The organism is Paenibacillus sp. Y930 (genome assembly GCF_056786375.1).
Window position 1 is genome coordinate 381,196 of the sequence record NZ_JBXCIX010000002.1, and the last position, 24,007, is coordinate 405,202.

Genomic DNA, 24,007 nt, shown 5'->3' on the forward strand with positions numbered 1-24,007 from the left:
ACGAAAGAAACATAGTAACAATATAAAGGTGTAAATCAAAATATAAAAGAACATTGAATGCTTAAGATTTACTAGTTAGCATGTAGCCTATCAAGAATAAAAACATAACAAGAAACAGCTACACCATTGATATTACTAAGGTGTAGCTGTTATATATGTAAATCTAATGGAATTGGTATGGAGATCAAGAAGAGATGCAAACTAAATTTTATATACATAACATGCTTTAGGGTTCAATGTCTACAGGTCATGCCAATAACATTAAGGACAAGCACTCTCGGTTTGAGACGTTGATTTAAGCAAGCGCAAAGGTTTATTGGTAGTAGGAAGTGATAAAGGGAAGAGAGGGTGTAAAGTAACACTCGATATCGAATCGAGAAGAGCAATTGGAAGAACGGGCAGATAGCCATCCAGCTTTATTTATAAGTAACAGACAAGAACGTATTAATATCTGAAGTGTTTAGCACCTATTGGAGAAGTATGAGCATAACGTGCATTAGACACGACACAGCTTCATTACAGGACTTGTACGTGCAGGAGAAGATATTTCTGTTATTCAAAGTTTAATTGGTCATAGTTCAGCGGACATGATATTAAGATACAGTATGCCTTCTAAAGAAGACAAGCAGAAAGCAGTAGATAACATATTTAAAAACTAGTCACCTGAAAGGGTTGTTTTTAGTTGTTTAAGTGGGAGGGGATAGTTTATATCTAAACATAGTTAACCTAGTACTGATAGGGACATAGCACATCCATCCAGCGACCCATGCTTGAAGCTTGGCCATACGATAAACTTCATTCTATGACCTAAAGTAGGATAGAGTCGGGGCGTGGTTTTAACTTTTGAATTAGAGTTTAACAGGCACTTAGGGCAGTGCACTACTGTCGATCGACAATGAATGACGAATACTGTGTTTAATTACTATTTCAAAATTTGATTCGTTAATTTGGGTGCGGGTTCCACATCTTTATACGAAACCTCTCTTTTAATATTTCCAATAATATATGACTTAATTCCAAATCTCTTAGCTATAGCTGATTGACTAAGACCATCCAACAACATTCGTTTAATAATTCCTACATGTTTGCAATCTATTTTTGGAATTTTAATTCTTTTCTCTATTTTTTCTTGAGGTTCGTTTAGATCATAACAACCCTTCGGTGCAGGAATAACATGTGCATACGATTTTCCCACTCTTATATCCTGAACATTGGAAGTGGTTAATCCAAATCGATCTGCAATAATTGAGGTACCCACGTTATCTTTAACCATTCTTTTCACAAGGGCAATCAGTTCTAATCTTTTCCTTTCTTCATCGATCTCCACAAATTCTTTGTAGCTTCCTTCGGGTGCTGGTTGTACATGACCCATCAGTTTTTCGTTCCGTATATCAAGTATATATGAGGTGGTCAAGTTATATCGTTTGGCGATAAGAGACCCTTTAATCCCATCCAGTAGCATCCGTTTGATAACAGAAACCCTTCTTTCTTGGTCTGTTAATGTATCGATTTCATAATTCGCATCTGAAGATAGGATACCTCTCCCATATGTATCGTATCTAATCCGATAAATCTTAACTTCATCCATATTGGTTTCTCTCGCAATTACAACAGGCTTAATTCCATCCAAGAGCATTCTTTTGACTAAGGCTATTTTTTCTCTTTCTAGATTGAGTTCTTCCAATTCATCATATTGTCCTTCGGGTGCGGGTTCCACCCATTTCCAAGATACTTCTGATCTAATGCTATGTACCATATTTTTAGAAATTTTGAATTTATTACGGATCACCTTATTTCTTATTCCATCGAGGATCATCCTTTTAATGATCGACACTTTCTTAGGATTCATAGCTTGCTCTTTTAGCTCACCCATCTTTTCTTTGAACCCTTCCACCCAAACCACTTCATGTAAAACCTCTGTTTTAATTTTAGAAATCGTAAAAAAAGTCACCCCAAACATGTCTCCAAGTTCTTGTTGGGTATGCTTGTTTTTCATTAGAAGTTTCTTTATTTGAATAATCTTATTAACATCATCACCCAAGGCATTTATATTAAGGACTCTATCACTCAAACGAGTATTACGATCCATATTCGGTGAGAATCCGTCTACCTTGATATGCGTGTGAGTCCTTCCAAAATAGATATTTTGTATAATATATACAGAGCAACCGATAATCTCTGCAATCTCTGGATTGAGATAGCCTGTATCTCTTAAAAGTTCCTTAATTTTAATAACTTCTTCTTTGCTTGTAATACAGTTATGGACATCTTCTCCTCTCGGATACGTGTTCCCTCTATCCATTTTGGGCGTAAAACCAGCTACTTTCAAATGATTCCAAGTTGTTCCATTATAAATACAACTCACATGACTTTCATAACCACCAATGATATCAGCAATTTTACTTTGGGTATAACTCGTATCTCTTAAAAGTTCCTTAATACGTATCACTTCGTCGGTCAACAAATCACTACGACCCGCTGTACCGCCACCGCCTAACGTTAAATTGTATCCGTTGCAATCAGGAAAAGCGTTACAACTTCGAAAATTAGCGATATGCTCGATTTCCTTTTCATCCAATTCTTTTAAGGAGTACGCAAGGTCTATGATATCCTTATCAAAATTCTCCCACCCATACTTTTTGATGGCGAGATAGAGGGGGGAGTTTGAATCTTTAAGGCTACAATGAAAGTGTTCACTCATTCTTCTTTCAAAAAACCTTGTCGTTTGTCCGATGTAAACTTTACCATTTGCGTTGTTAGTGATTCTATAAATGATTCCATACACTTCACTAAAATTCATTTTACGAGATCGCCCTTATCTGTTGTTTTATGATTGTGCTGTGCCGTTTTGTAACATTCGTCGTAATGTCCTGAGTTAATGCTATTAAATCTTGAAGCATAATTACAGTTCATCACTCCTGATTGAATGTCTTGTTTATAGTTATTTCCTTACAATAGTTATTCATTCAATAATTTCAGTTGATAAAATGAAAAACAATATTTATTCATTACAAGCGTGAAATAAAATCAATATATATGACAAATTTTTAAAAATATAAATTATTGATTTTTTAAAGGTGATTACATAATATAGATTAAAATTTCATCTCACATTCTACTGCTATCTTAAGGACATTAGATGTCGTAGAATTTGTAGTGTTTTTTTGGAAATAGGATAGGAATTAAAAAAGAGTAATTGAATAATATCGGCTAGTATATCAAGAACTAACTTGAATCTACTAGCCATTTTTGTTGTATTATACAATGGTAAATTGCTTTGTACGAGATAGAGGATGGTGTTTGCATGTTTGCTGATAAATACAATTTGTCTGAAAGAGAAGCTAAGTTTTTGTTGGAAAAGTAAATTGTGGACATGATTCATCAACTATCTAGAATTGAAGAAGTGAATATAACATTCTCACAAACGAAAACTATTGTGGATGGAATGAGTGTTAGTGGGGTTCATATGGATGATGTGCAAACAATTCTTAACTTGAGAAATGCTTTCAGATATATCCTCAATGAAACATCAGATTTTAACTGAGAAATAGATAAAAAGATCAACAGTTTTGTTGCTTAAAATGAAGCTTTAGTATGGAGAAAGGTTCGAGGTGGGGTTAAGTATGAACCGCCTATACCAGTGGAAGAAGATATTGTTGCTGATTTAGAAAGCATTATGAATATGGATGCAACTGATACACATAAAGTATTGAAATATATGTATCGTGCTATGAGAAGCCAATTCTTCTATGATGGGAATAAGCGAACAGCAATTATATCAGCCAACTACATGTTCCCCAAAAAAGGTAGAGGGATTTTAGTTATTCATGAAAACGCCTTAGAAACAAGGAATGAATTGCTTACTGAGTTAGTAGCGAATAACAAAAGTAGATTAGTAGATCAAGAAAATATCTTGAATGTACTAATCTATTTTTATGCACTTTTTTCTTGTAATTCTTAATTTCACCAGCTACAATTGATACATAATAATTGCAAATAAAAGCATAGTAATGACCAATTTGTAGTACCAATTGTACTTGGCGAAGTAACAGAGGAAAAGCTGAAAATCGTTCGTGACTCTGATGCTATTCTTCGTGAAGAAATCATCAAAGCAGGTCTTGATCGTGAAATTTGGCAATACTTCACTGCGCTACCTAACATGAAATCTGTAGGCGTAATGGGCGACGCTCGTACGTACGATTACACGGTTGGTATTCGTGCAGTAACATCTATTGATGGTATGACAGCTGACTGGGCTCGTATCCCTTGGGATATTTTAGAGAAGATCTCTGTTCGTATCGTTAATGAAGTAGACAACGTTAACCGTATCGTCTACGACGTAACTTCTAAACCGCCTGCTACGATTGAGTGGGAATAAATAGTGTGGAATTAAATTGAAAAAACTCTCTTTTATTTGTGTTAATTAACCAAATGAAAGAGAGTTTTTTATATCTAAAATTATTTAGTTAAATAATAAAGTATCGATAAAAGTATGATGTCACTTGTACCGATGCTTTCTTTCAATAGCTATTTTCTATATTGGCATCATTAGGAAAGGATGAATTATTTTTAGTTGAAATAAATAGCCAAAGTAATTGCAAGAGGAGTATAGCGAGAACAAGGTAAGTATATAGATTAGTGCTCGGTGTATTACCAGTGAAATTAAGGAAATTATGTAATCCATGGAACAGGATAGTTAGCATAATGGAGCCATTTCTGACGACCAGAATAGCCAACACAAAACCTAGAATAAACGCATATCCGATTTGTAATATTGTATCTTCTAAGGATTGACCACTAAGAGCCTGTAAAGCATGGGTGATTCCAAATAAAACACTGGAGCCAACTATAGCAAGAGTTTTTCCTCTTGGCATGAGAATCCGTAACATGATTCCACGAAATAAAGTTTCCTCTACAAAGCCAACCAAAAAAATCTGAGATAGTAACATGTAAGCGAAGAAGGAGAACGGTGCCGATTGAAATCCGTTATTACCGATTATCAATACAATTAAGATAAGAAGTAAAGGAATGTATTCAATCCATTGTCGTTTTGATAGTTTTGAGAGGCTATTGAAATAATATCGGTTCCATTGTTTATTAATTGTAAGGTAAATGAATAAAAATAAAGCAATTGGAATGAAGCCGAAAAAAGGAGCGAGCGGATGGGTTAGTTCAGCTATTGATACATAGGCGCTACCTCCAGCTACAAAAATAATGAGCATAAGCTCGATCAAAACAATGGTTAATAAAGGCTTTTTGACGCTAAAGCTGTTAGAGTAATTCATTTTAAAGCTCCTCTTTTTCAATTATTTTTTTTAACCATTCATTTTCCATATTGTAAAAAAGCAAGCCATAGTGCATGACAGATACACGATTATAATATTGGCTTTTATCTTCTAGCTGCTCAAGTTCCTTAGATACAATGGTCTGCACTGCCTCTATTTGTGCAATATGTTGTGCGACATTTTGTTGATAGGCTAATAAATTTGTTTTTCTTGTTGGTTCATCGAGATAGTCATAAAAAAATATTTTTATTAGATATTCCCGTTTGTTGGAACGCAGGGGCTCACGAAGCCATTGCATAAAATGGACTTGGCCAAGCTCAGTAATACTGTAAATCTTTTTGTTTTTGCTGTCATTGGTTTCCTCCTCGGTAACGAAGGTGCTATTTACAAGACGCTTTAGAGCCGGATACAGACTACCATAACTCATTTTGTAAAAGATACCTACCGTTTGCTCGGTTATTTTTTTAATGTCGTAGCCACTCATCTTCCCCTGTAAAAGCATACCTAGTGTGACAAATTCAATCATATAATTCCCTTTCTCAATATATCAACTCGATATATCAATTTGATATATTTAATGTATAGTTATTAGAATTTTTTGTCAATCTTTTTTTGTTAGTAAGGTGAAGCTACTATCGCGAGGAGCCAGGCAACAGCCAAGTAGCAAAATTAATTAATAATATGATTCATTGAAATGTAATAATTGCAGAATTTCTCCTAGCTTTTTTTGCGAATTCACAAGAAAGTACTACTAGTAATTGGAATGGAGAAACTTCTATGAACGTCAATTGTGGATTTTGTTAACTTTAAGTTAATAGGAAAATTGAGATTGTAATGCGTAATAAGTTATGTTTATAATAGAAATAAATGGATAAATTCAAGGGGGAATGTAACTAACATACTGTATATACCGATATGGTTACTAGATTGGTGTCAGAGAGTTAACGTAGCACTTTGAAAGATTATCCCACTCCATGAGTAATTGAAGTTCAATATTCATACGTAAGTCAGATACGTTAAGATGGGTACCTACCAAATGACCTCCCAAGTATGTTGATTTTTCCTCCCAAATATAGCGTGCGAACATAGCCAACTAGAATACTTAGTTATAACTAAAATAGCTAGCACCGCGTGCTCATAGCCTATTTTCAGAAATATGATTCAAAAAAGGATCATTAAATATAGTGGTTATTCTTCAGGATTGATGTTGTCGTAGTGAGTATACCAAGGAGACATGTTTTGTGCTTTTCTGAGTAGATTAGTTAGTGGCACTTCTATTTATGTATAGAGTCAGGTATGAATTTATTACAATGTATTAAGCAAGTTTGTGCTTGGAATGTATAAGAAAAGGGGAAATTTGATGAGTGATCAATATGTAGGAGAAATTCGGATGTTTTCAGGTAATTATGCACCACAAGGCTGGCATTTTTGCGATGGATCGTTGCTCAGCATCAGTGAGAATGAAGTATTGTATGTACTACTAGGAACAACGTATGGTGGTGATGGGGCTAGCACATTTGGGCTTCCAGATATGAGAGGGCGTATTCCAATTCATACCTCATCAAGTAATCCGCTTGGCCAAATGGCAGGTACTGAACAAGTAACATTGCTACAGTCAAACTTGCCTGCACATACGCACACTGCGAATGCAAACAACGTTGCTGCCGATTCAACAAGCAATTCACCCGAAGGACAGTTCTGGGGAGTTAGTACAGGGATAACTAATTATCAGGATACAGCACCTAACGTTACGATGTCACCAGCAGCAGTTTCGAGCGTTGGAGGCAATCAGCCGCACGATAATATCATGCCAAGCAAAGTCATTAGTTTTATTATTGCGCTAGAAGGTATCTTCCCTTCACAAGGGTAAGGGAAGCTCAGCATTTCGTATCGTTATGAGGATTGTTTCTATAAAGGAGGATTTTATATGGCAGAACCGTTTGTTGGAGAAATCAGAACGTTTGCTTTCGGTATTGTTCCACGAGGATGGGCGTTATGCAATGGGCAGTTGATGCAAATTAATAGCAATCAAGCGCTGTATTCTATTTTAGGTAACAGATATGGTGGAGATGGCAGAGTAAACTTTGCCTTGCCTGATTTACGGGGACGTACTCCTATTCACATATCAAACTCTTATCCAATTGCGACAGCTGGGGGAGAAGCAGCTCATACATTAACCATTAATGAAATACCTCAGCATATACATCAAGCTCAAGGAAGCTCAGCAAATGCAGATATTTCTAAACCAGAAGGAAATACATGGGCAGTTACAGCTACGACACGTCCAATATATGCAGCTAACTCTAATACTACGTTGAACGCGGCAGCAATTGGGACAACAGGGGCGAGTCAAGCTCACAATAATATGCAGTCTTACACAACTGTTTCATTTTGTATTGCGCTGCAAGGCATTTATCCGCCAAGAAATTAGGAGGTGTAGTCATGGATCCATATGTAGGTGAAATTAGATTGTTTTCTGGAGATTTTGCACCAGCTGGCTGGGCGTTATGTAATGGACAGATGATGAATATTCAACAAAATACAGCTTTATACAGCATTATCGGGAATAGTTATGGAGGAGATGGAAGGACGACATTCGCTTTACCCGATTTACAAGGGATGGCGCCTATGGGGCAGGGAGTTGGACCAGGACTTACACCTAGGAATATAGCAGCTTCGGTAGGCTCCAGCACCCAGACACTAACAATTGACCAAATTCCAAATCATACGCATGTTCCGAATGGGTCTAGCGCAACTGCAGCATCTCAAAGCGATCCGAGTAATAAAGTCTGGGGAAGTGAGAGTGATGCTGCTGCAAATAAGCCCTATGCAGCAAATCCTGATGTTTCGATGAATGCACTTTCTCTCAATGCTATTGGAGGAAATGCTGCTCATAACAATATGCAACCATATCTGACATTGAGCTTCATTATTGCGTTGGTAGGTGTATATCCGCCGAAGCAGTAGTTTATAAGAACTGCCTTAAAGTTTGATCTTTAAGGCAGTTTTCGTGCTGTATTTTAATTATAGTAGTTGGGGGTGTCGTTAAGTTATGAAGAAGAAAGTTAGTATTAATATTTTTTTGACGTTTGTTCTCATTTTTTCTTTATTTCCAGTATTTCCACCGCGTACAGCTGCTGCTCCTGTAGTGATAAGTCCGATTGATGGAAGAAATACTTTTGATGGGACAATTTTGGACTTTGGCTATATTGCAGGAGATACTATTAATAATTATTCAGAATCAACTTTTAAGTTTAATGGTATTGATAGCGCTCGTTCAATAGATTTATCATACATTGCCTTTGAAAGCTTCGAGGGGTATTGGACTGCAATTTCAAATTTAAAAATTGCCATTACAGATGATAGTTGGCCAGGAACGGCAACGGTTATGCCAACGCTAGTTACGCCAGAAAAATCGATCAATTCTAGTGTTCCTGGTATTTTCTCCAGTATTATTCCGTATAATCCGGCTACACAAATTAATACATATCGGATAGACGTGAGCAGCTTGATGACATCCAGCAATATTGGTGCTGATGGCATTATTTCGTTATTAATGTCTACAACTTCAGTATACGATGCAGAAATTTTTGATCCTAGACTTGAAATTAATTATGCTGCGCCAGTGAATACAGCGCCTGTTTTGAGTGTAATTGGCAATAAGTCGGTAAACGAAAAAAACTTGCTAACTTTTACTGCAACAGCATCAGATGTGGACGGAGATACATTAACGTACAGTTTGGGTAACGCTCCGATAGGAGCAAGTATTAACGTTACGACGGGTGTATTCACATGGACGCCAACGGAAGCGCAGGGTCCCGGTAGTTTTACATTTAAAGTTGTCGTAAGTGATGGTGCACTAAGTGATGAAGAGGAAATCACGGTTACGGTTCACAAAGTGAATACTGCACCAGTACTAGCTGCAATTGGAGACAAAACGGTAGATGAAGAAACGCTACTTACGTTTACAGCAACGGCAACAGATACAGACCTGCCAGCGAATACGCTGGCGTATAGCTTAGTTGATGCACCGACAGGAGCAAGCATCAACGCTATAACAGGTGTGTTCACATGGACACCAACGGAAGCGCAAGGTCCCGGCAACTATACGTTTACGATTTCCGTAACTGATGGAGCATTAACAGATGAAGAGGAAATTACGGTTACGGTTAAAGAAGTAAATGCGGCTCCAGTGCTTGCAGCAATTGGCGACAAGACGATAGATGAAGGAAGTCAACTAACCTTTACGGCAACAGCGACTGATTCAGATTCGGATATCTTGACGTACAGCCTGGTGAGAGCTCCAGCAGAAGCAATCATCGATCCCACTACGGGTAAATTCTCATGGGTACCAAGTGAATTGGAAGAGGGTTCTTATACCTTTATAGTGCGAGTAAGCGACGGAACGTTGACGGATGATGAAACTATTACGGTTACAGTATATGAAGTGAATGTAGCGCCAGTACTTGCAACAATCAGCGACAAAGCGGTTAATGAAGGAAGCGAATTAACGTTTACAGCGTCTGCAACAGATGCAGATAGGCCAGCGAATTGGCTGACGTATAGCCTAGTTGATGCGCCAACAGGAGCAAGTATTAGCGATACGACGGGTGTATTCACATGGACACCAACGGAAGCGCAGGGTCCAGGAAGCTTTACATTTAAAGTTGTCGTAAGTGATGGAGTATTAACGGACGAAGAGGAAATCACAGTTACGGTTCACGAAGTAAACACTGCACCAGTACTAGCTGCAATTGGAGACAAAACGGTAGATGAAGAAACGCTACTTACGTTTACAGCAACGGCAACAGATACAGACCTGCCAGCGAATACGCTGGCGTATAGCTTAGTTGATGCACCGACAGGAGCAAGCATCAACGCTACAACAGGTGTGTTCACATGGACACCAACGGAAGCCCAAGGTCCCGGCAACTATACGTTTACGATTTCCGTAACTGATGGAGCATTAACAGATGAAGAGGAAATTACGGTTACGGTTAAAGAAGTAAATGCGGCTCCAGTGCTTTCTGCAATCGGAGACAAAAAGATAGATGAAGGAAGTCAGCTAACCTTTACGGCAACAGCGACTGATTCAGATTCGAATATTTTGTCGTACAGATTAATAGACGCACCGATGGGAGCCAGCATCAATGCCACGACGGGTGTATTCACATGGATACCAACGGAAGTTCAAGGCCCGTCTAGCTATACGTTTACAGTTCGTGTAAGTGATGGAGTATTAACTGATGAAGAAGAAATCACGGTTACGGTGAATGAAGTGAATATAGCACCAGTATTAGTTCCAATAGGCAATAAGTCGGTTAATGAAGGAAGTCCGTTAACGTTTACAGCAACGGCAACAGATACAGACTTGCCAGCGGATACGCTGACGTATAGCCTAGTTGATGCGCCTACAGGAGCAGGCATTAACGCTACAACAGGTGTATTTACATGGACGCCAACGGAAGCACAAGGTCCCGGTAGTTTTACACTTAAAGTTGTCGTAAGTGATGGCGCGCTAAGTGATGAAGAGGAAATCACGGTTACGGTCAACGAGGTCAACACTGCACCAGTGCTAGCTGCGATTGGAGACAAAACGGTAGATGAAGAAACGCTACTTACGTTTACAGCAACGGCAACGGATGTTGACATGCCAGCGAATACGCTGACGTATCGCCTAGTTGATGCACCAACAGGAGCAAGCATTAACGCTATAACAGGTGTGTTCACATGGACACCAACGGAAGCGCAAGGTCCCGGAAACTATACGTTTACGATTTCCGTAACTGATGGAGCATTAACAGATGAAGAGGAAATTACGGTTACGGTCAATGAAGTGAACTTAGCGCCAGTGCTTGCAACAATTGGCGACAAGACGATAGATGAAGGAAGTCAACTAACCATTACGGCAACAGCTACAGACCCGGACTCGGCTATCTTGACTTATAGCATAATAGACGCACCGATGGGAGCAAGTATCAACGTTACGACAGGGGCATTCACATGGACGCCAACGGAAGCCCAAGGCCCGTCTAGCTATACGTTTACCGTTCGTGTAAGTGATGGAGCATTAACAGATGAAGAAGAAATTACAGTTACGGTTAACGAAGTGAATGTAGCGCCAGTGCTTGCAACAATCAGCGACAAAGCGGTAGACGAAGGAAGCGAATTAACGTTTACAGCGTCTGCAACAGATGCAGATCTGCCAGCGAATACGCTGACGTATCGCCTAGTTGATGCGCCAATAGGAGCAAGTATTAACGCTACAACAGGTGTGTTTACATGGACACCAACGGAAGCGCAAGGTCCCGGAAGCTTTACATTTATAGTTATTGTAAGTGATGGGGCATTAACTGATGAAGAGGAAATTACAGTTACGGTCAACGAGGTGAACGTGGCACCCGTACTTGCAACGATTGGAGACAAAACGGTAGATGAAGAAACGCTACTCACGTTTACGGCAGTAGGAACTGATACAGATCTGCCAGCAAATATACTGACGTACAGTTTAGTTGATGCACCAACAGGAGCAAGCATCAACGCTACAACAGGTGTGTTCACATGGACACCAACGGAAGCGCAAGGTCCAGGAAGCTATACCTTTGAAGTCGTTGTTAGCGATGGAGTGCTTAGTGACAGCGAGGAAATTACGGTTACGATTAATGAAGTGAATGTGGCACCTGTACTGCAAGAGATAGGGAACAAGAGTGTGAATAAAGGAAGTCAATTAAGATTTACCACGATTGCAACGGATGAGGATGACCCAGCCAACACTTTAATCTACAGCTTAGTTGATGCACCAGAAGGTGCTGTAATAGATAGTCAAACAGGTGAATTTACTTGGAAACCATCAGCAAATCAAGGTTCAAAAAATTATACGTTCACGGTAAAAGTGAGTGATGGTCTTTTGACGGACGAGGAAACGATTACAGTTACGGTAAAAGCAGTGTTTAATAATGTCGACATACCTGAGCCTTCAGGAAATGCAGTTCATGTATTAGTTAACGGAAAGCTTGTGGACGCAGGTACTGCAACGATTTCTGAAATAAACGGACAAAAAGTGGTTACAGTTGCAGTAGATGAACAAAAGCTGATGCAACGGTTCGAAGACGAAGGTAAGCAAGCAGTCATTACGATTCCTGTTACTGCAGATAGTAATGTCGTTATTGTTGAAATTAATGGGAATATCATTAAAAAATTGGAAGAGCAGCAAGCGATTATAGTTCTACAAACGAACAACTCTTCATACACGATACCAGCAGAACAAATCGATATAACAGCAATTTCTTCTCAGCTTGGTACTAATGTGGCATTAGAGGATGTGAAATTAAAAATCGAAATTGCTGAGCCGCTCAAGAACATGTTGCAAATTGTCGAAGCTGCAGTTAATCGTGAAGGGTTAACACAAGTTGCTCCAGCGCTTAACTTCAAGGTAAGCGTGGAGTATGACGGTCGTACAGTAGAGATATTGCGATTCAACTCCTATATTAAGCGTACGATAGCTATTCCAGAAGGGATTGATCCGAACCAAATAACAACGGGTGTAGTTGTAGAACCAGATGGCTCAGTTAGACATGTACCGACTCAAATTACTAAAGTCGGTGATAGATATTATGCTGTCATTTACAGCTTGACCAATAGTACTTACTCTGTTGTCTGGAATCCGCTACAATTTATTGATGTAGAGAATCACTGGGCAAAAGCGGCAGTCAATAATATGGGATCTAGGATGGTTGTCAACGGAATAGGAAATGGGATGTATTATCCTGATCAGAATGTTACTCGAGCTGAGTTCGCAGCGATTATTGTTCGTGGGCTAGGAATGAGTTTGTCGCAAGAAAATAGTTTATTCACAGACATAGGTACAACAGCTTGGTACCGCAGTGCAGTTCAGACTGCATATGAATATCGTCTAATTAATGGATTTGAAGATGGAACTTTCCGTCCGAATGATACAATTACACGTGAGCAAGCTATGTTGATTATATCTAAAGCGATGATAATTACAGGGCTAAAGGAAAGTGCAACAAATCAATCCCAAATTGATGTAATTCGTACATTTTCTGATGCTAGCACTGTATCTGATTGGGCGCTTGATGGCGTTGCAGACAGCGTAATCTCAGGTATTATTTCAGGCAGAAATAATAACTTGCTAGCACCTAAAGCTAACATTACTAGAGCAGAAGTAGCAATGATTATACAAAGACTACTGCAAACTTCTAATCTAATTAACAAGTAAGGTTTGTATAGCAAGAGATTTCGTGCGTCAATTGAGGTCATAGTTGTCATTCCCCTGCAACTATTGGACTTGAAAATAAGCTCTCCTTTATTTGTGTTATTAACACGGTAAAAGGGAGTTTTTTTATGTGAAATTTATCAAATGGGAATGGGATATAAAGTGAACTCACAAAAATAGTAAACCATAATTTAATTTTACAGGCCTATCGATTCTGCTTTATTGATATTTAGTCAATTATTAATAAGTAATTTATTCTAATTGTTAAATTATGGTGCGACAAAACACCTTCACGTAAGTATACTAGTTTTTATGGTTCTTAATATAATGAATGATTACGTAAAGGAGTATCAGCGTGAGATTAACGACATCTAAGAAAATGTGGCTAGGATTTTCAGCAGTATTAGTATTACTGCTGGCAGTAAGTACAATCAGTATTATTTTATTATTTACTTTAACTGATAATTATAAAAAAATTATCGATGTTGATATGAAGAAAGTTGATCTAGCAGAGAATATTCAAGGAGTACAAAAGGAGATAGCAACTGCTGTATTAGAGTTTGTTATGTATGGGAAAGATGATGCAATCGAAAAACTTGATGCAGGTGCAGTAGAAGGGTCAGGTTATGCTAGAGCATTAATTGAAATGACAACAGACGAAGAATCATTAAAATTATTAAAAGACCTTCAAACAGAGACTCTCTTATTATTTGATTCAAATGATACAATTATATCCTTAAAAAGAAGTGGCAAAGATTTTTCAAGTTATATATCTAATTCAACAGTATTAAATACGAAAACTTTAGAAATATTAGATCAGTTAATTCAAATTCAGGAACAAAATTCTGAAAAAACAAGAAAAGATTTAGATGATTTTCAACATAATATGTTGTTGTTAGTAATTATTATTTCAGTGATTAGTATTCTAGTCGGTATAGTAGTTTCTTATTTTATCAGTAAAGGAATTGCAAATCCAGTTAAGAAAATTACTGCAGGTTTAGAGGAAATTGCAGCAGGTAACCTTCTAATTGAACCTATACATATTAAAAACAAGGATGAAATAGGCGTAATGGCCACAACATACAATAGAATGTTAAGTGACTTAAATGGTATTGTTGCAAGTGTACGAGATTCATCCATTCAACTTGCTGCAAATGCAGAGCAACTTTCTGCAAGTGCTGAAGAAAGTTTGGCATCTTCACAAATGGTAACAGCCGCGACTGAAAAACAATTAGCTATAGGTAAGGAACAGATGGAAGAGATTGAGTTATCAGTAAGTTCACTGAATCAGTTAAACGATAGTGTTATGAATATCTCAAGTGATAACGAGAAAATGCGGACTGCTACTTCAGGTGTACAAGCCTTAGTTACAAAAGGATCATTGGTTGTTTCAGATGTAGCCAATAAAATGAATATGATTCACACAACATTTAACGAAACAACAGAAATCATGATGAATATGGCGAAGCATTCCGATGAAATTCAAAAAGTGACATCAATGATTACAGATATTTCAGAGCAGACTAACTTATTAGCACTAAATGCAGCTATCGAAGCAGCTCGTGCTGGTGAATATGGAAAAGGTTTTGCTGTTGTAGCTGATGAAGTACGTAAATTAGCAGAGCAATCAAAGCTTTCTGCTGCAGAAATTGAGGGTATGGTAAGACTGATTCAAACGGCTTCAGATAATGCAGTAAAGGCAATTACTTCTGGTGGAGATAAGGTAGGAGAAGGATTATCTAGAACATCTGAATCCCTTCAAGTCTTTAATGAAATTGAATCTAGCGTCATCGATGTAATCGAAAAAGTTGAATCGGTATCATATGCAATCGAAGAAATTCAAGCAATGACCGAAAATGTATCAATAAATAATACTCGAGTTCAACAGTTAACTGAAAAAGCTGCTGAAAGTGCAAATGAAACTAGCGCTGCCACAGAGGAGCAATTAGCAGCAACAGAAGAAATTTCATCTAATTCTCAATCATTGGCAGATCTAGCCGAAACACTACAAAGTAAAGTAAACCATTTTAAAATTTAAGATAAAAAGGTGCTTGGGCTAATTCGAAGCCACTGAAAAACATACGTTTTTAATTTTAATAATTGGATTTAAATGAATAAAGGCGCATTTCCATTCAACACTGAATGAAAATGCGCCTTTATTCTATAGATTTCCTCTGCTTCTTACTTCATAAGTGTTAATATTCTATTATATCCTTTTTTTGTAATAGATTTGGCGATACAGAATTCGGAATGTTTTGTGCTTAAGGTGAAAATTCCAGTTAATGTGATTAGTAGAGATTACAGAAGCGTTTTGGAGGCATTGAAACCTTATCTGGTGAAGACAATCGTAGTCGAAGGCGATGATATGGATGAATGGCGGAGACTATCTTTACTCGATTGTGCATGAACATTTGTATGGTATCGAAGTAACTATTCAATGTGCGAGTTCAGATCGCCCGACTCCCGGATTTCGGGTCAAGCCAAAGGAAGAGATCAGCCTAAATCGTATTCCACCAGAGATTGGAGATCTGGAGCAACTGGAGCAGCTTACGATTCAATACACCGCGATCGATGAACTACCGCTCGAACTAGAAAAGCTAAGGCATTTGCGAATCTTGAACTTAGAAATGTGTATGATCAATCAGAGACCTAATTTTCTTAATAATATGAAGCAACTTGAATATATCAATGTTTCACAAAATTCTTCATTGAATACGATTGAAATTGAATGGTAGATTAAATGAACGGTGATCCAATCCGAATTTGATCTTAGAAGGAGGCGTTAAAATGTCTGAGTTAGATTTTGAACAGTTTACGGTATTAAAAGAGCGTATGCATGAGTTGTCCAAAGTTGAACGGAATAGGGAAGATTTACTAAAGCTTATGAGAGAGCAGGAAGCACTCGTTGTAAATCTAGAAGTTGAGCTGGAAATGGAGCAGGAGGATGTTGAGAAGCTGACGAGTATGTCGCTAATCAATTTGTTCCATACGATTTTGCGAAGCAAGGAAGAGCAGCTTGAACTGGAACGTCAGCAGGAACTGATAGCAACACTTAAGCTTCAGGAAGCAAAGCAAAGTCTCAAAGAACTTAAGGAGGATTTACTTGAGGTTGGTCATCAACTTGTAGAGCTTTCCACAGCTCACTTTGATTATAATCAGCTCATGTTGAAGAAGGAAGTGGAGCTCCGTAATTCACCGGATATAGCTCATGAACTGGAAGAGATGGAAGCCGAAATTTCAGATAAAAGCTGGTTAGTTAAGGAGATTGGAGAAGCACTATCGGCAGGGAGAGGTGTCATTTCCTCGTTAACTTATGCCTCAGAGCAACTGGGAAAAGCGGAAAATTGGGGGAATTGGGATATGTGGGCAAACGGAGGTTTGATTAGTACTCATATTAAGCACGGACATATCGATGATGCGCGAACCTCTATCCATAATGCCAATCGCCAGCTACAACATTTTCATAAAGAACTTGCAGATTTGCATAGGTCGACGGACATCCCGATCGATATAAGTGGAACACTCAAAATGGCCGACTATTGGTTCGATGGCTTAATTACTGACTGGCTCGTACAAGGTCGAATTAAAGCTGCTCAAGATCAAGTATTAGAAGCAATTCATAACGTAAGAATGGTAGTGAACACACTTGATATGGACCATCGCGCTGCTGAGCAGGAGTTATCTAATTCAAAAGCAGAGCGCATTACTTGGATTGAGGAAACTCAATAATAAAAAAAATATTGATTTAAAAGTTAACTCGTGTTAATTTATTTGCATGAGTTAACTTGTGAGAAGGGGATACATTTTGCATATGGATATTTCATTAAGAGAGATCAAAAAAGCACGCAATAAAATCGCCATATATCATGCAACGATGTCACTTATAGGCGACAGAATGCTTAGTGAAGTGATGTTGGATGATATATGTCTTAAAGCTGAAGTATCTAGGGTTACATTTTTTAAATATTTTAGTAGAAAAGATGACATTCTAATTTATTTTATGCGTATATGGTTAACGGAACGAATTATCGAGATCGAGACAGATCATAAACGGGGTTTTTCTGCTATTCGTCACTTACTAACTACTGTTGTTGACCAATACAAAGAAAGAGCAGGAATAATGGCGAGTCTAATATCATTTTTAGCTGAAATGAAAATGCATCCAACGTTGCTTGAATTAAGTGATGCTGAGATTAAGCTACTCTTTCCTGATCAGATTGAAATAGGCAGGCTGGAGCCCAGTATGTATGATTTGTTTCATAAATCGATGACTGAAGCGAGTGAAGAAGGAAAGTTAAAGGAAGATATATCTGTGGACTCTGCAGTTAAAGTTTTGTTTACCATTTTTTATGGGGCATATTTAACTTCACAGTTATATGGATCTTCAAATATATTGGATTTTTATGAGACGAATCTTATATTACTTGAGAAACATTAAAGGAGAAATGTAATTATGGCTCAATATATACCAGGAAGATATACTGCTGAAATGGATGGCCCGTTTGTCGTATTCGTTATTGGAATGCGAATTAATAAATTACTTTCTATACAAAAGTGGCTCCCAGTCATTAAATCGATGAGTTCGATGCTACAAGAAGTATATCGTAATAAAGAACTTGGTTTCTTAGATGCTAGTTATCATTTTTCATGGAGAGGTATAACTTTAATTCAATATTGGAGATCATTTGAGCAATTAGAGAAGTTTTCAAGAACATCCCAAAGTCATTTAGATATTTGGTCAAAATACAAAAAACATATTGGAACAAGTGGTGTAGTAGGTATTTATCATGAAACTTACATTATAGATGAGCGTAAATACGAATGTGTCTACAACAACATGCCGGCTTATGGATTAGGCAAAGCCGGACAACTTATTCCTATTCAAGGCAAGCATGAAACCGCGAAACAAAGACTTGATCATTAGTTTGCTATTCACTCTTATCCTCATACAAATCCACATACACCTTTTTATTGCCATCTACTTGAGCGATGAATACATCCTTTTCGGTTGAAGCACCTATTTGTGTGATTTCATGTATTAGCCACTTTTTGGAATAGCCTAGTCTTGCCAAATTTTCATGTAATATATGACCGTCCATAATTAATAAAGTCGGAGCATTTTCATGTTTTAGTTTTATTCCGAGAAAGTTAGGCGTAATTGGCTCCTTATCAGCTTTTTTCATCACGCTTAGTTCCCCGTTTGCTTCAAATACAGCCATTTGAACATCATCTAGCTTGAAAACATCCTTCTCACGTAATAGCATCATTAACTCATCAATCGCCATTTGATTTTTCTTCATCGTATCTTCCAATACTTCCCCATCTTTAATAATGATCGAGGGTTTACCATCGGTTAACTGTAGAAAACCTCTTGATTTTAGTCCGATTAGACTTAAAATTATCGGGAATAATCCCCATATCGCGAGTGAAACAAGACCGTTCGAGATTTTAATGTTTTGATCGACGGACATTGTTGAGGCAATGGAACCAATGGTTATCCCTACAACATAATCGAAGAACGTAAGCTGTGAAAGCTGTTTCTTTCCCATAATTCGTGCCAAAAAGAGTAAGACGAGAAAAGCAACAATAGAACGAATTAATATTAATACATACTCTGGCACAGGTATTCCCCCAATATAAAAGTCTGAATAAGTTTTCCTTATTATTGGGTAATCTAAATAATAATATGCAACGAAAAGGGGATAAGCCGAGATGGTTCAAAGAGCTTTGCTCTGTATGATGCTTCTGCTCGTAATTTCAGGATGTTCTGCTCAAAACGGTAAAAATGAATTCAAGGAGAATATTAGTCGACTTGAACAATCAATTAGCGATAACGATACTGAATCTGTAAAGCTACAAGTAGAAGCCTTATTAAAGGTGTATAAACATAATGAATGGAAATTACAATTGCTAGGTGATGAAGGGGAGTATGAAAGACTTCACGAAAGCATCCAACGAATTATTGTTGCAATCGAGGAAGAAGATTTTACTGAAGCTAGGATTGAATTAAGTACAACGAAGACGATATTAGCAGATATATATTCATTGTAAAATTACCAGTATAAGTTATATTTGTGTAGATTATCATTATTAACTAGTACTTTATGAGGATGAGTAGTATGATATACCTATGATGATGTTTGACGTGAAACTATAGTCTCCTATAAGAGGTGGAGTGATCAAATGCCTTACTATTATTTCAAAGAAATATGGACACCACTTAAACTAATTGGAATTAATTTTTTTAAGGATGAAGAGAATCAGGTTTGGGTTAAACTATGGAAAAGTAAAAGAAGGAAGCTGAATATAAAAAACGTTAAGCGAAGGAGCGTTGGCTAGTAGCTGACGTATTATTATGTGATGTTGAATAGCCATTCAATGAGATCGATCATTGGATGGTTTTTTTTGTGGGCATTGGCCTACTCGTCGGATAAAAACTTGATTTACAAAAACGATATTATATGTTGATATCTAGTTAACATTTCCATTTTATAGTTATAACAAACGTTTGCGGTAACGTTTGTGGCTTATTTATGTCGATGAAGTCATGATGTGACGCAGGCGAGCATTCGCAGTAAAAAAATCGAATAATTTGAAGGGAAGTGAGAGCGATAACAAGTATTAAAGACATCGCTAATCAGTTGGGCATTGCTGCATCTACAGTATCAAGAGCGATGAATAATCATCCAGATGTAAGCAAAGCAACGAAGCAGCTTGTCATGGAGACCGCACGCGCGCTTAATTATCATCCCAATGCAATTGCGAAAGGACTTATCTCCAAAAAAACTTACACGATAGGCTTAATGATCCCAGAAATTTCAGATCCTTTTTTTTCTGCCTTAGCCAATGCGATTGAGGAAATGTTGTTTGATTATGGTTATCAGGTCGTCTATGGGAATACGAATCGTAACTCGAGTAAGGAGAAGCAATTTATTACAAATGCGATTTCCAGACAGTTTGATGGTTTGATCTTAACCCCAGACCATTTCGATGAAGAGCTAATCGATAGTTTGAAAAGATTAAATATGCCTGTTGTCTTTTTACGTAGACGGACACCAGAAGGTTTATCTGTACCATTTGTCGATGTAGATCATTATCGTGCAGCTTGTACAGCAGTAAATTACTTAATTGATTTGGGACATAGAAAAATTGGCTTTATTGCAATGCCGAGTACTTCATTCTCCGGTTCTGAACGTCTTAGAGGTTATCGGGATACGATGAAGCATCATGGATTTTCTTCTGAACGGTTCATCGCAGAAGCTGGTAGAGCGATTGAAGATGGTCGGAAAACAATGGAGCGATTATATGCAAATAATCCAGAGCTAACAGCGATTTTTGCTGCGAATGATTTGCTAGGCATAGGAGCGTTAGAGTGGATAGCGTTAAGAGAAGAGGGGCTTACGAGTCCAATCTCAGTCATTGGATTCGATAATTTGGAGTATGCAGACTTACATTGGATTCAATTGACAACGATGGAACAGCCTCGAGTGGAAATGGGGAGACGAGCAGCGACTTTACTTCTAGAAATGATCAATAACAAAAAGAATGAAGTGACAGAAGTTCCTCAATCTCAGCTCATAGAAGCTAGACTTATTGTTCGTAAATCTTGTAGAAGATGTATAGAAGTGAAATTAACCGAGGAAAAATAGGAGGCTAACTCATGTTGAAAAAAAGTAAGTTCGTATTCGCAGCTTTATTATCGGTGATGGTATTTCTTACGGCATGTAGTGAACAAGGAAGTAATGGTGGATCAGCGATTAAAGGTTCAGGGAAGCTTGTGTTATATTCAGCTCTAAACGAAGACGATACGGTGAAAATTCAAACGAAATTTAAAGAAGATACGGGTATTGAACTTGAATTTTTACGCTTAAATAGTGCTGGTGAAGCGAGTACTCGTGTACAAGCGGAAAAGGAGTCCCCTCAGGCTGACGTAGTTGTTGGAGGATCGGTAGAGTTTTATACGCCACTAGCTGATCAGGGCTTGCTAGAATCCTATCAGTCTCCTAATGCAAAGGATTTAGATCCAATGTTCAATGATGAGAAAGGATTCTTCCAGGGCTGGTATATGGGGGTACTTGCACTAGCTGTAAATGAGGAGCGTTTTGCAGAGGAGCTTGCACCAAAGGGTATAAGTGAACCAAAAACTTGGGATGATCTGCTAGATCCAAATTATAAGGATGTGCTGGTGCTACCTAATCCAGCAACAGCAGGTAGCGGTTATATTTTCACAGCAACACAAATTTTTCGTTTAGGTGAAGAGAAGGCATGGGAATATGTGAGCAATGTATCTGAAAATGTACATCATTACGTTGCATCAGGTGGTGACGTTGTGAATCTTGCAGCAACAGGCGAATTTATAGTTGGGTTGCACTGGGCTCATGATATTGTGAAATCTGCTAGTAAAGGCTACCCATTAAAGGCGGTCATTCCTAAGCAAACGGCTTATGAAGTAGGTGGAGCAGCGATCGTTAAAGGCGGTAAAAACTTAGATAATGCGAAAATTTTTATGGATTGGTTACTAACGAAAGAGTTCCAAGAAATGCATACAGAAATGTCTAGTCGTTATTCTGTTCTTCCAGAAGTTGCCCCTCCAGTAGGAATGGTAGCAATAGATTCATTAACACTCATTGAATATGATCGCGATCTAGCGACGTCTATGAAGGAAGATGCACTTAAGAAATTTGTTGAGTCAAGTGGTGGCAAGTAAACGTTGAACTAACTATTATAGACTAATGTTCAAGCATAGGGTGCTTCATGTTAAGCAAAATATATTCTACCAGCTTAATTGTGAAGCACTTTCATATTGGGCGGACAGCTGAAAGGATGTGAGCAAATTGATGCAAGCAGCTATGAAAGAAGCGCGCTCTAATATGTTGAAATTAAAAAATGAGCCAGTGATTGCGATCATTATTGGTCTAGTGACGATCTTAACAGGTTTCTTTGTACTTTGGCCGATTTTAAAGGTCATTAGCGAGCCGTCACTTGCTCAATATACCGAGCTATTTACAAATGCCCGCTGGAGTAGAGCGGCATTAAATAGTTTAATGATGACTTTTTTATCTACAATTTCTTGTACATTTGTTGCATTTATTTTTGCTTATTCAATTTCTCGCTTAAATATTCCATTCAAAGGATTGTTTCGCTTTATTACATTACTTCCGATTGTTTCGCCGCCGTTTATAGTGGCGTTATCTTATATTTTACTGTTTGGTAGACAAGGTATTATTTCTAAGCATGTACTTGGAATAAGTATGGATGTTTATGGTTGGCATGGTTTATGGCTAGTTCAAACCATTAACTTTTTCCCGTTTGCTTTTGTCATTATTTATGGTGTATTGCGCTCTAATTCAACAAACTTAGAATATGCAGCTTATAATTTGGGAGCAACACGCTGGCAAGTATTTAAGGATGTATTTTTACCACTTTGTCGCCCAGGTATAGCTGGCGGTGCATTAATCGCAGCGATGAATATATTAGCGGATTTCGGAAATCCGATGATTATTGGGGGAAGCTTCTCATTATTACCAACTGAGGCGTATTTACAAATGTCAGGGTGGTTTAATTTGCCGGCAGCGGCCATGTTAGCGACGGCTCTACTTATTCCTGCGTTTGCACTATTTTGGCTTAATCGGAAATGGGTAGGAAAGCGCTCCTACGTCATCGTAACGGGTAAAGAAAGCTCGCTTACTCCATATCCAGTTCCAAGTTGGGTTAAATGGGGAATGTTCAGCTTTTGCATGTTCGTTACAATCGTTATTTTATCCGTTTATGGTGTGCTGTTTTATGGTGCATTTACGAAAACATGGGGATATGATTGGACGTTAACTTTAGATAATTTGAAGTACGTATTATATAAAAAACAAGAGGTTATCAATAGTGTGAAATATGCCTTTTTTGCTGCTGTTGGTGCTGCTACATTATCCGTGGTATTAGCTTATATTGTACAACGCAAACCGATTGGTGTTAATCGAATCATAGACTTTTTAGCGATATTGCCTGGTGCAGTACCTGGGATTTTCCTAAGCTTAGGTTTTGCGATGAGCTTTAATCAATCGCCACTAACGTTAACTGGAACTTCGGTTATTATGGTATTGGCTTTGCTATTTTGGAATTTGCCAACTTGTTATAGTGCGAATTCTGCGGCATTACAACAAATTGGTAATTCCTTAGAGGAAGCATCTACTAATCTAGGTTCGGGCAGCTTTACAACTTTTCGGCGTGTACTGTTGCCATTGCTCAAAGGACCATTTTTATCATCTATGGCGCTTGCCTTTTTACGATCGATCACATGCTTAAGTGTTATTATCTTTATTTATTCGGTGAATACATCTGTTGGAACGGTTTCAATATTAGGTTTAGTGAGTAACGGTGAATGGGGCAGTGCATCTGCATTTACGATCGTATTAATTACAATTGCTTTCAGTGCACTCGGATTGGCTAATTTATTGCTAAAACGTCAAGGAAAATCTTTGGAATTGTAGCGGGA

18 protein-coding genes and 2 pseudogenes are annotated in these 24,007 nt (G+C 37.9%); 16 read left to right on the top strand and 4 right to left on the bottom strand.

Annotated features, from left to right (window positions below; all coding sequences use genetic code 11):
- Positions 1 to 512: 512 nt before the first annotated feature.
- A pseudogene (locus AC1TO5_RS07175) lies at positions 513 to 659 on the top strand (tyrosine-type recombinase/integrase); the annotation flags it as partial.
- A 263-nt stretch (positions 660 to 922) separates the two neighbouring features.
- On the opposite strand, the gene AC1TO5_RS07180 reads toward AC1TO5_RS07175, so the two are convergent.
- On the bottom strand, positions 923 to 2,800 hold the full coding sequence (locus tag AC1TO5_RS07180; protein WP_482062117.1) for a GIY-YIG nuclease family protein: 1,878 nt from the start codon (positions 2,798 to 2,800) through the stop codon (positions 923 to 925).
- An 840-nt stretch (positions 2,801 to 3,640) separates the two neighbouring features.
- Here AC1TO5_RS07180 and AC1TO5_RS07185 point away from each other — a divergent pair.
- Together AC1TO5_RS07185 and AC1TO5_RS07190 are read left to right on the top strand one after the other, a co-directional pair.
- On the top strand, positions 3,641 to 3,961 hold the full coding sequence (locus AC1TO5_RS07185) for a Fic family protein (protein ID WP_482062118.1): 321 nt from the start codon (positions 3,641 to 3,643) through the stop codon (positions 3,959 to 3,961).
- Between the two features lie 72 nt (positions 3,962 to 4,033).
- Positions 4,034 to 4,378: pseudogene (locus AC1TO5_RS07190) on the top strand (GMP synthase (glutamine-hydrolyzing)); the annotation flags it as partial.
- Between the two features lie 142 nt (positions 4,379 to 4,520).
- On the opposite strand, the gene AC1TO5_RS07195 reads toward AC1TO5_RS07190, so the two are convergent.
- Together AC1TO5_RS07195 and AC1TO5_RS07200 are read right to left on the bottom strand one after the other, a co-directional pair.
- Positions 4,521 to 5,285, bottom strand: coding sequence for a CPBP family intramembrane glutamic endopeptidase (locus AC1TO5_RS07195; RefSeq protein WP_482062119.1), 765 nt, complete (start codon positions 5,283 to 5,285; stop codon positions 4,521 to 4,523).
- Position 5,286: 1 nt separating this feature from the next.
- Positions 5,287 to 5,811, bottom strand: a complete 525-nt coding sequence (locus AC1TO5_RS07200; protein ID WP_482062120.1) for a helix-turn-helix transcriptional regulator — start codon at positions 5,809 to 5,811, stop codon at positions 5,287 to 5,289.
- Positions 5,812 to 6,645: 834 nt separating this feature from the next.
- Between AC1TO5_RS07200 and AC1TO5_RS07205 the strand changes: the two genes are divergently transcribed.
- From AC1TO5_RS07205 to AC1TO5_RS07245, 9 genes are all read left to right on the top strand, one after another.
- Complete coding sequence (locus tag AC1TO5_RS07205) at positions 6,646 to 7,155, top strand: phage tail protein (RefSeq protein WP_482062121.1); 510 nt, start codon at positions 6,646 to 6,648, stop codon at positions 7,153 to 7,155.
- A 57-nt stretch (positions 7,156 to 7,212) separates the two neighbouring features.
- Complete coding sequence (locus AC1TO5_RS07210; RefSeq protein WP_482062122.1) at positions 7,213 to 7,716, top strand: phage tail protein; 504 nt, start codon at positions 7,213 to 7,215, stop codon at positions 7,714 to 7,716.
- A gap of 11 nt (positions 7,717 to 7,727) precedes the next feature.
- On the top strand, positions 7,728 to 8,252 hold the full coding sequence (locus tag AC1TO5_RS07215) for a phage tail protein (RefSeq protein WP_482062123.1): 525 nt from the start codon (positions 7,728 to 7,730) through the stop codon (positions 8,250 to 8,252).
- Positions 8,253 to 8,337: 85 nt separating this feature from the next.
- On the top strand, positions 8,338 to 13,524 hold the full coding sequence (locus tag AC1TO5_RS07220) for a putative Ig domain-containing protein (protein ID WP_482062124.1): 5,187 nt from the start codon (positions 8,338 to 8,340) through the stop codon (positions 13,522 to 13,524).
- A gap of 352 nt (positions 13,525 to 13,876) precedes the next feature.
- The gene (locus AC1TO5_RS07225) at positions 13,877 to 15,559 is read left to right on the top strand and encodes a methyl-accepting chemotaxis protein (protein ID WP_482062125.1); all 1,683 of its coding nucleotides are present in this window, start codon (positions 13,877 to 13,879) and stop codon (positions 15,557 to 15,559) included.
- Positions 15,560 to 15,890: 331 nt separating this feature from the next.
- Positions 15,891 to 16,256 (top strand): hypothetical protein, encoded by a 366-nt coding sequence (locus tag AC1TO5_RS07230; protein ID WP_482062126.1) that lies wholly within the window; start codon positions 15,891 to 15,893, stop codon positions 16,254 to 16,256.
- 52 nt (positions 16,257 to 16,308) lie between these two features.
- Positions 16,309 to 17,250: a hypothetical protein gene (locus AC1TO5_RS07235; protein ID WP_482062127.1), complete on the top strand. Its 942-nt coding sequence runs from the start codon at positions 16,309 to 16,311 to the stop codon at positions 17,248 to 17,250.
- An 82-nt stretch (positions 17,251 to 17,332) separates the two neighbouring features.
- A complete protein-coding gene (locus AC1TO5_RS07240; protein WP_482062128.1) occupies positions 17,333 to 17,959 on the top strand; it encodes a TetR/AcrR family transcriptional regulator in 627 nt (208 codons plus the stop codon).
- 15 nt (positions 17,960 to 17,974) lie between these two features.
- Entirely contained in the window at positions 17,975 to 18,445 is a 471-nt protein-coding gene (locus AC1TO5_RS07245) for a DUF4188 domain-containing protein (protein ID WP_482062129.1), read from the top strand.
- A 4-nt stretch (positions 18,446 to 18,449) separates the two neighbouring features.
- Here AC1TO5_RS07245 and AC1TO5_RS07250 read toward each other — a convergent pair whose 3' ends face one another.
- Entirely contained in the window at positions 18,450 to 19,142 is a 693-nt protein-coding gene (locus AC1TO5_RS07250) for a DUF421 domain-containing protein (protein ID WP_482062130.1), read from the bottom strand.
- A 91-nt stretch (positions 19,143 to 19,233) separates the two neighbouring features.
- Between AC1TO5_RS07250 and AC1TO5_RS07255 the strand changes: the two genes are divergently transcribed.
- The 4 genes from AC1TO5_RS07255 to AC1TO5_RS07270 all read left to right on the top strand — a co-directional run bounded on the left by AC1TO5_RS07255 (position 19,234) and on the right by AC1TO5_RS07270 (position 24,002).
- Positions 19,234 to 19,572 carry a DUF4363 family protein gene (locus tag AC1TO5_RS07255; protein ID WP_482062131.1) on the top strand — a complete coding sequence of 113 codons (339 nt, stop codon included), beginning with the start codon at positions 19,234 to 19,236 and terminating at the stop codon, positions 19,570 to 19,572.
- 551 nt (positions 19,573 to 20,123) lie between these two features.
- Positions 20,124 to 21,170: a LacI family DNA-binding transcriptional regulator gene (locus AC1TO5_RS07260; RefSeq protein WP_482062132.1), complete on the top strand. Its 1,047-nt coding sequence runs from the start codon at positions 20,124 to 20,126 to the stop codon at positions 21,168 to 21,170.
- A gap of 11 nt (positions 21,171 to 21,181) precedes the next feature.
- Positions 21,182 to 22,228, top strand: coding sequence for an ABC transporter substrate-binding protein (locus tag AC1TO5_RS07265; RefSeq protein WP_482062133.1), 1,047 nt, complete (start codon positions 21,182 to 21,184; stop codon positions 22,226 to 22,228).
- Positions 22,229 to 22,358: 130 nt separating this feature from the next.
- On the top strand, positions 22,359 to 24,002 hold the full coding sequence (locus AC1TO5_RS07270) for an ABC transporter permease (RefSeq protein WP_482062486.1): 1,644 nt from the start codon (positions 22,359 to 22,361) through the stop codon (positions 24,000 to 24,002).
- Positions 24,003 to 24,007: the final 5 nt, after the last annotated feature.

Bases quoted from the DNA above. Each gene is read 5' to 3' on its own strand.
- AC1TO5_RS07230 (WP_482062126.1), top strand. From the start codon at position 15,891: ATGAATGGCGGAGACTATCTTTACTCGATTGTGCATGAACATTTGTAT.
- AC1TO5_RS07195 (WP_482062119.1), bottom strand. From the start codon at position 5,285: ATGAATTACTCTAACAGCTTTAGCGTCAAAAAGCCTTTATTAACCATT.
- AC1TO5_RS07180 (WP_482062117.1), bottom strand. From the start codon at position 2,800: ATGAATTTTAGTGAAGTGTATGGAATCATTTATAGAATCACTAACAAC.
- AC1TO5_RS07210 (WP_482062122.1), top strand. From the start codon at position 7,213: ATGGCAGAACCGTTTGTTGGAGAAATCAGAACGTTTGCTTTCGGTATT.
- AC1TO5_RS07265 (WP_482062133.1), top strand. From the start codon at position 21,182: ATGTTGAAAAAAAGTAAGTTCGTATTCGCAGCTTTATTATCGGTGATG.
- AC1TO5_RS07200 (WP_482062120.1), bottom strand. From the start codon at position 5,811: ATGATTGAATTTGTCACACTAGGTATGCTTTTACAGGGGAAGATGAGT.
- AC1TO5_RS07255 (WP_482062131.1), top strand. From the start codon at position 19,234: ATGGTTCAAAGAGCTTTGCTCTGTATGATGCTTCTGCTCGTAATTTCA.
- AC1TO5_RS07240 (WP_482062128.1), top strand. From the start codon at position 17,333: ATGGATATTTCATTAAGAGAGATCAAAAAAGCACGCAATAAAATCGCC.
- AC1TO5_RS07270 (WP_482062486.1), top strand. From the start codon at position 22,359: ATGCAAGCAGCTATGAAAGAAGCGCGCTCTAATATGTTGAAATTAAAA.
- AC1TO5_RS07235 (WP_482062127.1), top strand. From the start codon at position 16,309: ATGTCTGAGTTAGATTTTGAACAGTTTACGGTATTAAAAGAGCGTATG.
- AC1TO5_RS07205 (WP_482062121.1), top strand. From the start codon at position 6,646: ATGAGTGATCAATATGTAGGAGAAATTCGGATGTTTTCAGGTAATTAT.
- AC1TO5_RS07245 (WP_482062129.1), top strand. From the start codon at position 17,975: ATGGCTCAATATATACCAGGAAGATATACTGCTGAAATGGATGGCCCG.
- AC1TO5_RS07220 (WP_482062124.1), top strand. From the start codon at position 8,338: ATGAAGAAGAAAGTTAGTATTAATATTTTTTTGACGTTTGTTCTCATT.
- AC1TO5_RS07215 (WP_482062123.1), top strand. From the start codon at position 7,728: ATGGATCCATATGTAGGTGAAATTAGATTGTTTTCTGGAGATTTTGCA.